The sequence below is a fragment of the Billgrantia lactosivorans genome (assembly GCF_003254665.1).
Taxonomy (GTDB): Bacteria; Pseudomonadota; Gammaproteobacteria; order Pseudomonadales; family Halomonadaceae; genus Halomonas; species Halomonas lactosivorans.
On the sequence record NZ_QHGY01000007.1, the window covers coordinates 103512 to 117772 of the forward strand.

At 59.1% G+C, this 14261-nt stretch carries 8 protein-coding genes; 4 read left to right on the forward strand and 4 right to left on the reverse strand.

The annotated features are described in order from the left end of the window. Positions 1-1914 (forward strand): ATP-binding protein, encoded by a 1914-nt coding sequence (locus tag DIS04_RS14860; RefSeq protein WP_111414570.1) that lies wholly within the window; start codon positions 1-3, stop codon positions 1912-1914. Further along, the gene (locus tag DIS04_RS14865) at positions 1911-4730 is read left to right on the forward strand and encodes a BPTD_3080 family restriction endonuclease (protein WP_111414571.1); all 2820 of its coding nucleotides are present in this window, start codon (positions 1911-1913) and stop codon (positions 4728-4730) included. Before DIS04_RS14860 ends, DIS04_RS14865 begins: the two co-directional genes overlap by 4 nt. A gap of 526 nt (positions 4731-5256) precedes the next feature. Here the strand turns inward: DIS04_RS14865 and DIS04_RS14870 are convergent. Continuing rightward, positions 5257-5517, reverse strand: a complete 261-nt coding sequence (locus DIS04_RS14870; RefSeq protein ID WP_111414572.1) for a hypothetical protein — start codon at positions 5515-5517, stop codon at positions 5257-5259. Between the two features lie 230 nt (positions 5518-5747). Here DIS04_RS14870 and DIS04_RS14875 point away from each other — a divergent pair, with 230 nt between their 5' ends. Further along, complete coding sequence (locus DIS04_RS14875; protein WP_111414573.1) at positions 5748-6404, forward strand: SOS response-associated peptidase; 657 nt, start codon at positions 5748-5750, stop codon at positions 6402-6404. 385 nt (positions 6405-6789) lie between these two features. Here the strand turns inward: DIS04_RS14875 and DIS04_RS14880 are convergent, their stop codons facing one another. The 3 genes from DIS04_RS14880 to DIS04_RS14890 all read right to left on the reverse strand — a co-directional run bounded on the left by DIS04_RS14880 (position 6790) and on the right by DIS04_RS14890 (position 11232). Beyond that, positions 6790-8070, reverse strand: a complete 1281-nt coding sequence (locus DIS04_RS14880; protein WP_111414574.1) for a Y-family DNA polymerase — start codon at positions 8068-8070, stop codon at positions 6790-6792. After that, positions 8067-8507: a LexA family protein gene (locus DIS04_RS14885; protein ID WP_111414575.1), complete on the reverse strand. Its 441-nt coding sequence runs from the start codon at positions 8505-8507 to the stop codon at positions 8067-8069. The genes DIS04_RS14880 and DIS04_RS14885 overlap by 4 nt, the downstream gene beginning before the upstream one ends. Positions 8508-9576: 1069 nt before the next feature. Further along, complete coding sequence (locus DIS04_RS14890) at positions 9577-11232, reverse strand: PilZ domain-containing protein (protein ID WP_340148174.1); 1656 nt, start codon at positions 11230-11232, stop codon at positions 9577-9579. A gap of 313 nt (positions 11233-11545) precedes the next feature. Between DIS04_RS14890 and DIS04_RS14895 the strand changes: the two genes are divergently transcribed. After that, entirely contained in the window at positions 11546-13768 is a 2223-nt protein-coding gene (locus DIS04_RS14895; protein ID WP_111414577.1) for a putative bifunctional diguanylate cyclase/phosphodiesterase, read from the forward strand. Positions 13769-14261 lie beyond the last annotated feature (493 nt).

Sequence of the window (14261 nt, forward strand, 5' to 3'; positions counted from 1 at the left end):
ATGACACAGCACACCAGCCTCTTCGAGGTGCTGGCTCGCCATGAGGGGGTCGATATCGAATACAAGGCGGCCCGGGGCGGGCTGCCCAAGAGCCTGTGGGAGACCTACAGCGCCTTCGCCAACACCGCGGGGGGAACGATCTACCTCGGGGTGAAGGAGGGCGACGAGGGTCCAACCACAGCCGGTCTCAGCGAAGCTGATGTGGACAAGCTGCACGGTGAGTTCTGGGTCACGCTCAACAACCCCCAGAAAGTCAGCGCGAACATCCTCCAGGAGCACCACGTCAGCGTCGAGACCTACCAGGGCGACGCCATCCTGGTGATCGAGGTGCCCCGCGCCACGCGCAGCGAGCGGCCAGTCTATATCGGCGTCGACCCCTTCAAGGGCACCTATCGCCGCAATCACGAGGGAGACTTCCGGTGCAACGAGGCAGAAGTGCAGCGCATGTTTGTCGATCGCCTCGAACAGCAGCCGGCTGACAGCCGCATCCTCTCACACTTCAGCTTCGATGATCTCGATCCTGCTTCGCTCCAGCAGTACCGCAACCGGGTGGTCTCGCGGGTGCCCGATCACCCCTGGCTGACGGAGAACGACCTCGGTCTGCTGAGCAAGCTGGGCGGGTGGCGCAGGGATCGCCGCAGCGGGGAGGAGGGGCTGACCCTGGCCGGGCTGCTGATGTTCGGCAAGACCGAAGCCATTCAGGACACCGCTGCCCTGCCGGGCTTCCAGCTCGACTACCGTGAGCGCCTGGCCGAAGACGACGACACTCGCTGGAGCGACCGCATCCACATCGATGGAACCTGGGTTGCCAACCTCTTCCAGTTCTACCAGCGTATCGCCCAGAAGCTCGGCTATGACCCGGCCCTCAAGGTCCCCTTCCGGCCGGATCGCCGCGCCCAGAGCGATGCTCACGAAGCGCTGAAGGAGGCTTTGGTCAACGCTCTGATCCATGCCGACCATTCCGGCCAAGGGGGCATCGTCGGCGAGCGCTTCAAGGACCGCTTCGAATTCTCCAACCCCGGCACCCTGCTGCTCTCCCAGGAGCAGTTGATGACGGGGGGCGTCAGCGAGTGCCGTAACAAGTCGCTGCAGCTGATGTTCCAGCTACTGGGCGTGGGCGACAAGGCGGGCTCCGGCCTCGACAAGATACGGCGCAGCTGGCACGCCCACCTGTGGCAGCCGCCCAGTCTGAAGGAAACCCTGCGCCCTGATCGGGTCATCCTCACCCTGCCGCTTATCAACGTGATGCCCGAGGACGTTATGGTACGCCTGCAGCAACGCTTCGGGCAGACCTTCCAAGAGCTCTCTCCCGACGAGGCGCAGACATTGGTCATCGCCGCCCTGGAACAGCAGATCACCAACCGTCGCCTGCAGGAGATGCTGACCCTGCATCGGGTCGATATCACCCAGATGCTCAGCGGCTTGGTGGAGAAGGGCATGCTGGTGCCTCATGGGCGTAGCCGCGGTGCCTATTACACCCTGCCGGCGTCGCTCGCCGCGCCCACTGACCTGAGGGAGGAGAGCAGCCCCCCACAAGCCGACACTATGTTCCCTCATAGTGAGCGGAGCTCCCCCCACAAGGGTGTTATCCTCCCGCATAGCGAAGTGAGCTCTCCCCGCAGCGGTGCCGGTGAGCACGTACCGGGGTGGGATGCACTACAGTGCATCGCAGCCCCGGTCGCTGCTGCCAAACGCACTCAGCCGGAGACGATGCAGGCGACGCTACTCAAACTCTGCCAAGGCCGCTTCCTCACGCTGCGTCAGCTTTCCGACCTGCTCCAGCGCTCGCCCAAGAACATCGGTGAGCGGCATGTGGCCGCGCTGGTGAAGGCGGGCAAGCTCGAGCTGCGCTACCCCAATGTGCCGAACCACCGGCAGCAGGGCTATCGCACGGTAGAAGGAGTTACCGAATGACGACCCAATCACTGATCATCAACTCGCCCTACGATGCCCCCTCGGCCTACTGGGAGCGCGACGGCAAGCAGATGACCCTCAAGCAGGGGCGTCGCCCGGCGGCCTACGAGATCTTCGATACCCGCAACAACACCCAGCGAACCGAGCCCTTGGAGCAGGTCAACCGCATCCGTCAGCGCGTCGATGAGTGGCGGGCGGATGGCTACCCCGGCGTCACCAGCGTCACCCGCCAGCTACTCGAGCACTGGCACGCCCGGGGCGATTGGGATCCCGACGCCTGTCGCTGGGAAGGTGGGCCCCGCCAGTACCCGTTCTACTTCTGCCAGCTCGAAGCCATCGAGACCCTGATTTGGTGGCTGGAAGCCCAGGAACAGTACCGCCAGGGCATCTTCCTCAGCGGCGATGGCGGCCCTTGGGAACGTATCTGCAACAAGATGGCGACCGGTTCCGGCAAGACGTCGGTAATGTCGCTGATGATCACATGGCAAACCCTGAACGCCATCCACTACCCTAAGGATCGCCGCTACTCTAAGGCGGTGCTGATCGTCACCCCAGGCCTCACGGTGAAGAGTCGCCTGCAGGTGCTCAAGCCAGGCCACCCCCAGAACGTCTATGACGAGTTTAACCTCTGCCCCAACGAGGCCATGCGACAGCAGCTCAACCGCGTCGAGCTCGTCATCGAGAACTGGCATACCCTGATGCCGCTAAAAGAGCCGACCCGCTCCGTGGTCAAGAAGGGCAAGGAGAGCGACGAGGCCTTCACCCGCCGGATCCTGGGGGTGCTGGCTAATGAACGCGACTTGATCGTGATCAACGACGAGGCCCACCACGCCTACCGCAAACCGGCCGAGGCCAAGATCAGCAAGAAGCAGGCCGAGGAGTTGGGTATCGACCTGGACGAGGCCACTCGCTGGATCGAGGGGTTGGACCGCATCCACAAGACCCGTCGCATTCGGCGCTGCTTCGATCTCTCCGCTACGCCCTTCGCCCCCACCGGCAAGAGCAACACCGAGTCCGGTCTGTTCGAGTGGATCGTCTCAGACTTCGGCCTCAACGACGCCATCGAGGCCGGGCTGGTCAAGACCCCACGGGTGGTGGTGCGCGACGACGCCTTGGCCAACGCCAAGACCTACGCCAGCAAGCTCTATCACCTTTACCGCGAGGATGAGGTAAAGGAGAATCTGAATCGCAGGGCCGAACCTACGGCACCCTTGCCTGATCTAGTACAGAAGGCTTATGCCCTGCTGGCCTACGACTGGAAAGAAACCAAGCAGCAGTGGGAGGAGGCTGGCCACACTATCCCCCCGGTGATGCTCACTGTCTGTAACCGCACCGAAACCGCGGCGCGAATCGAGCACTTCTTCAACGGTGGCGATTGCCTGATCCATGAGACCCAAGCCCCGGATGCCACCCTGCGGGTGGACTCCAAGGTACTCGAGAAGGCCGAGCAGGGGGAAACCAGCAACAGCAAGGACAAGCAGTACGCTGCCCGGCTGGAGGCCCTGATCGAAGCCGCCGGACTACCGGCCGACAAAGAGGCCGACCTGCTAGCCATGAAACAGGAGGAGCAACTGCGTGCCCTGGTCGATACTGTCGGCAAGCGCGGCCAGCCAGGGCAATACCTGCAGAACGTCATCTCGGTGGCCATGCTCTCCGAGGGCTGGGACGCAGCCAACGTCACCCACATCATGGGGCTACGCGCTTTCACCAGTCAGCTGCTGTGCGAACAGGTAATTGGCCGCGGCCTGCGTCGCGTCTCCCATGATATGGACGCCGATCGCAAGTTTCTCCCCGAGTATGTCAATGTCTTCGGGGTGCCACTCTCCATTTTTCAAGACGCCAGCGAAGGCGGCGAGGCACCGCCGCCGCCGAAGCCCAGCGTGCGCATCGAGGTGGAGCCCGGTCGCAACCACCTGGAAATCCGCTGGCCCAACGTCGACCGCATCGACACCGTGCTCAAGCCGGAGCTGGTGATTGACTGGAAGAGTGTGCCGACGCTGACCCTCGACCCGACCCAGACTCCGCTCAATGCGGATATTGCTCCCTCGCTGACCGGCTCTCCCAACCTGGCTATGGCCACCGATATCGATCTGGAGCGAGCGGTGGACGATTTCCGGCTGCAGAATCTGATCTTCCGGGCGGCCCGCAAGCTCTACCTGCAGAACCAGGCAGCCTTCGGAGGCCACAAACAGTACCTCGCCGTTCAGTTGATACGGCTGGTCGAACAGTTTCTGGGGAGCCGAAAGCTGGATATCCCCAGCTTGTGGCATCAGGACCCGGTCAGGCGCCGCCTGCTCTTCGCCCTGAACATGGACACTGTGGTTCACCACGTGAATCGCCACGTCAGCGAACAGAACGTAGAGCGTCAGGAGCTGATCTTCGACGAGCACCAGCCCATCGGCGCCACGTCCTACATGCGCTCTTGGCTCACCACCAAGCCCTGCGCCCCGACCAAGCGCTCCCAGATCAGTCACGTCGTCTACGACAGCACTTGGGAGAAGATGGTCGCTGACATCTGCGAGGAGCATCCAGAGATTACTGCCTGGGCCAAGAACGACCACCTCGGCTTCAGGGTGCGTTACCTGTGGCGGGGCTCATCGCGTAATTTCTTACCCGATTACCTAATCCGACTCGCCAATGGCAAGACCTTAGTGCTTGAGGTGAAGGGCCAGGACAGCCAGCAAAATGCTGAGAAGCGTTCCGCCATGGAGACCTGGGTAAAGGCTGTCAACGACCAGGGCGGTTTCGGCCAGTGGTCCTACGATACTGTCTTCGAACCCTCCCAAACCAGGGATGTCATCGAGCAGCATTGCTGAAAAGTAGAAAGCCGGCTGTAGAAATAAGTCGGCTGCCATTTAAGTATTTAATTAAAATTAATTGCGTGGCCGGGCCGGTAAACTAGGCAGAAACCGGCCCGGTGACGATGCGGGTTAAATTAATTAATAACGCTCTACTTTGGTGGTTACTACGCACACTGACGGACCTTGAGGGAGTGACGTTTTGATGTATTCATAGCTCCATCCCCTCAAGGTATAGAGCCTCCGAGAATCCCAGTACGGTTCACGGCTTGAGATAGTTTTTTCAGTCGAGGAGGGCTCGCAGCTACCCGACAGTTGACGTCTCTCGCCGCATTCGCCGGTTGAACGATACCGCATCGGTCCAGCCGCACATATGGCAAGCCACCACACGAACACTTCCGGTCTCCGGAACTCGGAACGTCTGCCACTGCTGATCGCGACTTAGCTCAGCATTGCCGCAGCTGCAGCACAGAGTGTGTGAACCGAGCGTTGAAAAGCGGTAGTGGATTGAGCGGTGAGCCATGTCCGTGGCCTTCTAACTGGGTCAGATGGGTACCGCAAATTTGGGCTTCACACCGCCCGCTTCCAGCATCTCTTTCGTCAATCTTTTGATGGCCCAGGAGCGCGCCTCGCGCCATGCCTGCTCTTCTGCCAAATCAGGGGCAAGTGGCGGCAACGTATGGGTGGATAGTGTGCCTTGCTTGTCGTGCCAGCGGGCTATGACCAGCCAATGCCGACTACTGCTATCTCTCAATAGCGTAAGTTCCACGTCGATGCCGGCTTCCGTGAAGGTCTCCTGCCTCATCGCTCCATTCTCCGGTTGCTTCTGAGATACAAAAGCTTACTCGGGTTCGTGGCTCGGCACTGTAAGCCCACGCTCATAGTTACGTGAGAGATTGCTTACAAAGGTTGCAGTGATTGACCATAGAGACTTCGAGTTGGGGCCCTTAACCTGCGGCTTGCTATGACTCCTCTTCATGGCAACTTGAAGCGAGGAAGTAGGATGCCACGGATGGCTTCGCTTACACTCGCTTCATGTGTGGACGATTCTCTCAGTTCAGCGCTTACCCTCGGCTCGCCAAGCGGCTACGCGTCGCGATGGAGGCCGGCGCTCCGGCGCCGCGCTACAACATCCCGCCGGGCACCTGGATCAGCGGGTTTCGGAAGGTGGCGCATGATGCCCCGCCCGAGCAGCTCGAGCTGTGGTGGGGCTACCGCCCAAAGTGGGCGAAGGGCAAGGCGGCGCAGCCAATCAATGCCCGGGCCGAAACGGTTGCCACCAGTGGCTACTTCAAGCATGCCTTCGCCCGCGCTCGTTGCATTGTGCCCGCCGATGGCTGGTTCGAGTGGCTGGCTACCGAGACCGGCAAGCAACCGCACTACATTACCCGCTGCGATCGCGAGCCGATCGCGTTCGCCGGCATCTACGCCGAGAGGGTGGATGGCTCGCTGGGCTGTGCGATCCTGACCGAGCCTGCCCGGGGTACCGCTGCCGAGGTGCATGACCGTATGCCGCTGATCCTCGATGACGCGAGCCTTGGGCCATGGCTCGATCCCGACCTGACGGATCGGGAGACGATTCGCCATGTAGTGCGTCACCTGGATGCGTCGCTGATCGAACATTGGGCGGTGAGCCGGGAGGTGAACCGGCCCGGTAATGATGGGGAAGCTGGACTGATCAATCCGGCCTAGTGAGTTGTCGAGATTTCTACAAAAAGAAGCGAACTCTTACAGAATTTCATAACGTGGATTAACACGGTTTTCACTCAGGGCTACTACCTTGGTGAGTAACGGGCTAGGGAGAGCCCTACAGGGAAGGCCGAGCGACGGAACACTCTGAACCATGGATGTTTGGGCAGGAAGCCCGAAGTTGGATGGATAAGGATGCGTTGATCGGAAGCCCGGCCCCCCTTGGCCGGGCTTTTTTTTCGGCAGGCTGAGTTGGCGAAATGGCCCCCTACGGCAGGTTTCTTTATCCCGAAGCGAGAGACGCTATGGTTACGCGTTCTCTAGTTCTCTATGGGTTCGCCAAAATATCGCGTCTCATCGCGCCTGCCCTGGCGGCTGCCAGGGCTCTTTATTTGGCTCGAGCGATCGGCAGCTCGTCCCATCTTGTTGAATACCGCTGGGTCAGATTCGCGCAACGCAGATGCCATGCCGCCCCAGGGCTCGGGGTGCCCAATTTAACAGTCCCGCGGCCCATCCGGCTGTTCAGTTCATCCATCACGCCCATCAGCTTCGCGCTGCGCTGCCTGTCGGCATCGCTCTGGGGCGTATCCAGCAGTGATAGCTGCTGCCGGCTGGCGTCGACGAGGTCGAGCAACATTACACCGCCTTTTTGGTAGAGGTAACCCTTACGGTAGATCCGCTGTAGTGCGTGGCCGGCGGCGTGGAGAATCTCTCGACTATCATCAGTGGGTCGCGACAGCTCAACCACAGCGCTGGGCGTATACTGCGGCAGATCCTGCCTGAACGGGTTGGTCTTGAGGAACACCAGCACGGCGCGGGCCAGGCTGCCCTGGCTGCGTAGCTTCTCGGCGCCGCGCTGGCCGTGCTGTCGCATGGCTTCGCGGATCTCGCCTATGTCGTCGGTCAGCTTGCCGAAGCTGCGGCTGGTCATGATGCGCTGCCGGGGCTCATGAAAGTCGTTCATCTCGATGCAGGAGATACCGCGCAGCTCCAGAGCGGTGCGCTCCAAGGTGACCGAGAAACTCCGTCGGATCCGTTTCGGGTCGGCCTGGGCGAGGTCCCAGCCGGTGCGGATGCCGATAACGGCAAGGCGCTCCACCAGCCGCTGGCCAACGCCCCAGAGATCGCCTAGCTCGAAGCGCTGGAGTAGCGCTTTGGTTTCGGCGGTACCGGCCTGGAGCACACACACGCCGCGATAGGCAGGGATCTTTTTTGCTGCTCTGTTCGCAAATTTGGCGAGTGTTCGGGTTGGTGCAACACCGACGCAGACCGGAATGCCGGTGTACTGACGGACGCGGTCATGGAGCTGCCGGGCATGCTCGAGCATCTGGTCGGAGGTAAAGCCACCGAAGCGGACGAACATTTCGTCGATGGAGTAGGGTTCGACGCCGGGGGAGAACTCCTCGAGCACCGACTGTACTCGGGCGGACATGTCGCCGTAGAGCTCGTAGTTGCTCGAGAGGAGGTGGATCTGTCCGCGGCGAACCTGATGCTGTAGCTCGAATGCCGGCGTGCCCATTGTGATGCCTAGGGCCTTCAGCTCAGTGGAGAGCGCAATAACACATCCATCGTTATTCGACATCACCCCAACAGGGCGGCCCCTCAGCCGCGGCTGGAATGCCCTTTCGCAGCTGACGTAAAAACTGTTGCAATCCACCAAGCCGATCATACGGCGTACTCATGAATGACCGACCTGACAACGCCCCACACCTGGCAATCCAGATCGACGAGCGGGATGGGGGCATAACGTGGATTGCCGGAACAGAGGCAGGGCACGTCGCCGCGCAGCTCATAGCGCTTCACCGTGATCTCGCCGTCGACCATTGCGACGATGATGTGGCCGGGCCTCGGGTCGATGGAACGATCGACCACCAGAGTATCGCCCTCATTGATGCCCAGCTTGACCATGCTGTCGCCTGTCACCGTGAGGAAGAACGTGGCGGAGGGGCGCTTCACGAGCCTCTCGTTGAGATCGAGCACGCGCCCCTCGTAGTCCTGCGCCGGTGAGGGGAAGCCCGAGAGCCCTGCACGACCGAGGACAAGGGGGTAAGGAAGCGCGAGCGATGGTGGCTCGGGATGAGCCGGAATGAGGTTTGCCAGTGTCATGTTGAGTCCCTTTGCGCAGCTGTCTTTTTATACAGTATTCTCGATATCATCGCTTCCAGGCAACAGGCAAACGCTAATGAAAATTAGCCGCTGGGCAACCTTCAGAGAAAAGTGAGACGGGGCAGGGGGATGCGAATGAACTATCTAAGTCCGCTATGCGCGGGGGGCACGAGCAATTGAAGGATACGGTCTGAGGCAGTTTCCGCCGAGCTGCTACTTGGTGGAGGTGAGCGAAGAGACCGGGGTGAATAGGCCGATCAAGGAGGGGATGTGCTGATAGTGGACGAAGCGAAGCTAGTGAACCATGCCACCTGGTGGTAGCCGGGCTGGACGGCGAGCAGCGACCGTTCCACACGCACCGTATCGGTGGAGCGTACCAGCTGCTGCCGATGGCAGGGCCATGGAATTCAGTAATCGCACGAGAGAGCGATCTGCGCAGGGTGATGGTCAGCCAGGCGCGGCGATACGCTTATGAAGAGAAAATGTCTTACAGCCAAGTGAGACATTTGCCATATCGCTACCACTGAGCGATTGGTAGGTTGAGCGTGACGCCTCGTGATGCGATCGATTCGCCGCGGTCGCCAAGGATGAAGAGAGGTGTCATACAAAAGCCTCGTTCAGGATGAGCGGGGCTTTTCTACGGGCTACTATAGCTCGCTTACGGAACCGAACTCCGGCACATAGCCGCATTCGCCATAAGCCGGCCTTGATACCGGTTCTTCCTGTATCGGGGCAGAGAGTTTGTTTGCTCTGCCTCCCCGGCACGTGAAAAAGAAACCTTCGTTTTCTTTGCGGACTTTCAAGACAATGGACAGCACATGTGAGGCTCAGCGTTCGTAGGCAGCCTACTAAGTCATCTTTGGCAGAGTTTTCATACTGACCAAGCCAGCACCTCCGTGGCAGTCTGGTGCGGTCAGGAGATGAAGGACAAGGAAAGGTACGTCACGGAAGTCGTATCAGTCACCCCAACGGGATGGGCCCGGCCGCATGGCCGGGTCTCCTTTTGGAATGCAAGACATGTAGTGCAATCCAGCCTTGTCCGGACAGAGTGCCCCCGATCGGCTTAGCGTCATGCTTTGATGAGCCGCACACCGTAGTCTGCTGGATTGACTACGCCTTCGAGCTTTCCGATTTGAGAGAAGTCGCCTGCACTCAAGACATAATCGATATTCGTGTCTTTGAACGATAGATTCTTGACGACGTTTACCTTGATAGGCATTCCTTTGGCATCGATATCCATGATCCAGGCTAGGAAGCCACCCGAGAACTTCGCCAGACTGCCGATCGGATAGAGGCCGTAGTGTTGGATGTACTCGACGAGTACCGTCTTGTCGTAAGCGCCGGCAGCGTCATTCACCCAGCGGTAGGCATCGAGCGGTGATCGAGGAGGAATCCCGTTGCGTTCATGGGTGAGTTTATTCACCGCCTTGAGTACCGAAGCCAGCTTCGCCACTTCTGAAAGCTGATCACCTCGTCTGCCAGCTGGGTAGCCGGATCCATCGAGCCGTTCGTTGGCATTTTCAAACACATCGCGACAGGTCGGGCTCGGCATCCAGCCAAGTGTTTGTAATTTCTTCCGGAGCGCCCCCACATGACCTTTCAAAATTTCTTTCTGGTGGGGCTTCATGTGCACCTTGAGCGATGGAAGCTCTTGGCTGACCAATAGCGGTTTGCCCATGGTATGTAGCAGAGCGCCCAAGACAGCTTCACGTACCTGGGGCGAGTGGGGGTCACGTAGCAGCAACATGTCGGCTAATTGTCCGGCAACCTGAACGGCATGACGCACCCAGTCCGGCTCGTCGCGCAGAAATGCCAGCGCGTAGAGGAACCCCTTGCGGTCCTGGCCTACCAGGTACAGCAACGTGTCTGCACAATCATACAGCGCCTCTTCTGGTAAAAAGTCACGCGTTTTCATGTACATAAGCCCAACCTGAAGCTGATGAGCCACTTCCATGACACCGCGCTGCATGGGGGTTTGATGAGCGCGCTTCTGGCGCTCCTGCTCTTCGCGCTGCAGGATTTTTGTCTCCTTGGCTCCAGGAATGAACAGTGGGGAGTGGCTGGACACCTTGTCGTTGACGCCTGATCGATAGGCAGCCTCGCGCTCCGCTTCCGACACGTAATGGAACAGGGCTTCCGTCTGAGTCGCTGACAGGTTGATGAATTGTAGACCCACGGCGGCGTAGCCATGGTTACCAAATGGGCGCATATGGCGAACGCTGGCTTCGGCGAAGAAACTCTCTCCGTTGGGGAACTCCAAGGTGACCCCGGGTACGATCTGTTCCACGCTAATAGCGATGCTATCGGCAAGCGCGATATCCACCATGCAGCCCCCGACGGAGAGGTTCCGCAACCGTCCCGGGATGCTGAGCTCATGGAGATACACCTCAACGCTAACGCGCGCCTGCATCCCCAAGATAAAGGGGATGCGAACCGCCCCGCGACTCTCCTTCACGAAGACCGACTCCGGCAGCTGACACTCCAGGCGATAGGTCGTGCTATCCGTCTTCAGGACTTTCACCGGCACGTTGCTGAGAGTGAACACCTCGCGCTCGCTGATCTCAGGGACCTTGAGCGCTTCGATATCAAAGCTCAAGCAGCCATCGCTGATATAGTGGTCCATGTCGGCGCCGCCGTACTCCGCCTCCAGCACCAGGTGGCCTGCCTCCAGATCCAGCTCCGTGACCTCCGCTGGCAGGGCATAGCGCGCATATTTCGAATACACCGATAGCTCATGCCGGTGTTGAAGCAATGACCGAACCACGTGAGCGGAGGGGTTTCCAGAGCGAGGAGTAACCATGGTGTTTCCTGCTGTCGTCAGGGGGAGTGTCAGTAAATTCCGTTTAAATAATCTTAAAGTGTAGACAAATTCGGGAGAATCTCCTTCTTGCGTGGCATGAGTCCTTAGCTCTACACCCTGGAGTGCTAGGAAGAAGGATGGTCAACTTCTCAGCCATCCGACCTAGAGCCACTTGGTAGACCGGGCTGTGCAAGGTAAAGTGTACTTAACTAGCTGACAAAATTCTTTAGGAACGCTGATGCTTGTCAACCGTGTCGGCCTACTTTGCCTCCTGATGCTAGCGGCCGGCCTGTTCCTTGTTGGGCTCCTCCCCCAGAGCGCGCTGGGAAACCTGCACCCCGACCGGAGCGAAGATATCGTCTTCGCGGGCTCTGCCACTTATGCGCCCTTCCAATGGCTCGACGCCCAAGGGCAGGCCAAGGGGTTTGTTATCGACCTGCAGGACGCCATGGCACAGCGGGGTGGGGTAGCGGCGGAGCATCGGCTGACGGCATGGGAGCTGGCCTTGCAGGCTGTCGAGAGCGGTGAAGCCGACGCGGTCGCTCTCTTCGCTTCGGAGCGCCGTAGCCAGCAGTATGATTTTTCAAATCCATTTTACCATCAGTTCCACAGCATATTTTCTCATACCGAGGGGGTGCGCTTCAGCAACCTGGATGCCCTGAGAGGGAAAACTGTCGCTGTCACAACGGCTGGCTATGCACAGGAGCAACTGGCAGAAGAGCATCCCGATATCCGTCTGCAGCCGGTGAAGAGCGAGCGGGCCTGCATCCTGGCGGTACATACCAGGGAAGCCGATGCCTGTATAGAGTCTACGCTCAGCGCCAAACGCCTTGCCGCCGATTACGATGTGGGGAGTACCAGTTCGCCTTTCTGGCCGCGCCCCTACGTCTTCGCCGTGCGCAAGGGCAACAGCGATCTTCTGGAGTGGCTGAACTTTCAACTCGCGGCCACGCAGTCCGACGGTACCTATTTCGCCATTTATCAGAAGTGGCTCCCCGAGCTGGAGTGGCGTAAACCGACCATAGCCGATCATCTGAATACCTTGGCCTGGATCATCGCGCCGATACTGCTGTTGGCCCTGCTCGGACTGATTGGCGCCTGGGTCCTGAAGCGTCAGGTGGCCCGGAAAACTCGTCAGTTGACCGCGGAGTTGCGGTCCCGCCGCCGCCTGGAGAAACAGCTGCGTGACCAAGCGGAGTATGATGCAGCGACCGGCCTGCCCAGCCGGCAAGCCTTTATCGACGACCTGGAACGTAGGCTAAGTGGAGCACCCGACTGGTCGCCTACCTTGGTCTTCCTGCGGCTGCAGAGCCTGGATTCGGTCACTAGCACCTTTGGCCGCATCGGTCACGAGAAACTGATCAAGGACTTTGGTTACCATGTGGAGCACTTGGGCTTCCCTCTGGTATCCCATCTCGGCACAGGCACCTTTGCTCTCACCACTCCGCAGGAGCTATCCCCGGAAGAAACCATGACTCGACTGACTACCTCCTTCTATATCGAAGGGCTCTATGTCGATCCGGGGGTCGTAATGGGCATCAGCATCGGACGTGCCGACAATGATGACAAGGACTCCGCCTCCACTCACGCCGAAGAGCTGCTACGCCGCGCAGTCACGGCCTTTGCCTCGGCACACGCCAAGGGCAACACTTGGTGTGTTTATACGCCTCAGTTACAGCCCGATCCTCGAGATCTGATCCTGCTGCACGATTTTCGCCAGCATGGCACCCGCGACATGCGTCTGGTCTATCAGCCAAAGCTGGATCTAGCCAGCGGCCGCATTCGTGAGGCCGAGGCGCTGATCCGCTGGGAACACCCGCGGCTGGGTTTCATATCGCCGGGTCACTTTATCCCTCTCCTGGAAAAGGCCGGTGTGATCACCCGCCTCACCCGTTGGGTTATCGATGAAGCCATCGAGGAACTGGCTCGCTGCCGCACACGGGACTCCGACTTTGGCATCAGCGTCAATATAGCCGCTCACGATCTATCCGATGGGGCCGGCCTTGTGGATTTCCTGCTCGACAAAAGGTCGAAAAGCAGTCTACAGGGCTTACAGCTGGAGATTACCGAGACCGGGGTGATCCAAGACCACGATCACACCCAGAGGGTCATTGCCACGTTGCGGGAAATCAATATCGGCTGTGCCGTCGACGATTTCGGTACCGGCTATGCTTCTCTCTCCTACCTGAGTCGATTCCCCATAGAAGAGGTCAAGCTGGACCGCAGTTTTATTCGCAATATGCGTGAAAACCGGCGCGATTATGCCATCGTCGCATCCACGATTGAGCTGGCTCACACCTTAGGTCTCAAGGTGACCGCAGAAGGCATCGAGGATCAAGCCACCCTGAAGGCACTGGCCGAGCTGGGTTGCGATACTGCACAAGGTTATGTGATATCGCATCCCATCGCAGCGGAGGAAGTGTATCGGATGATGGATAAGCATTACCTAGAGTGGACTTAGAGCCGACTCGGCGAGTAGTCTCGTTGTGTGGTTGTATAAGGCCACTCGACTTCCGCGTAGTGATCGATCCGACATGGCTCATGTTTCGCACATAACACCGAATTCTATACGTAGAAATTTACACGCAATTTCTTTACGGCAAGCCACTCTTCCAGGACTCCCTTGGAGGGCGCTCAGCGGCCGAAAAGCGACCATAATGCATACAGCCGCTATCGGCCAGAAGCGGTCTGTAAGTGAGATCTGATATAACGCTCCGCTTGAGCTGCCGAAGGGGGTGCAGCAAGAATGTGGGTGTTCTTTTCTTTCTTCTTAATTGTTATGTGGCTAGTATGCAATACCTCCATGGTGTGAGCACGTGCCCCTGCCCCGAGAGCTAGAATACGTGCCATCCTTACAAATTGAACCATGCCTAGGACATATTTCCCTGACACGCATTTCTTGAATACTCTTCACACCAGTGCAGTATTGAACATTGCGAGGAGTTACATTACAA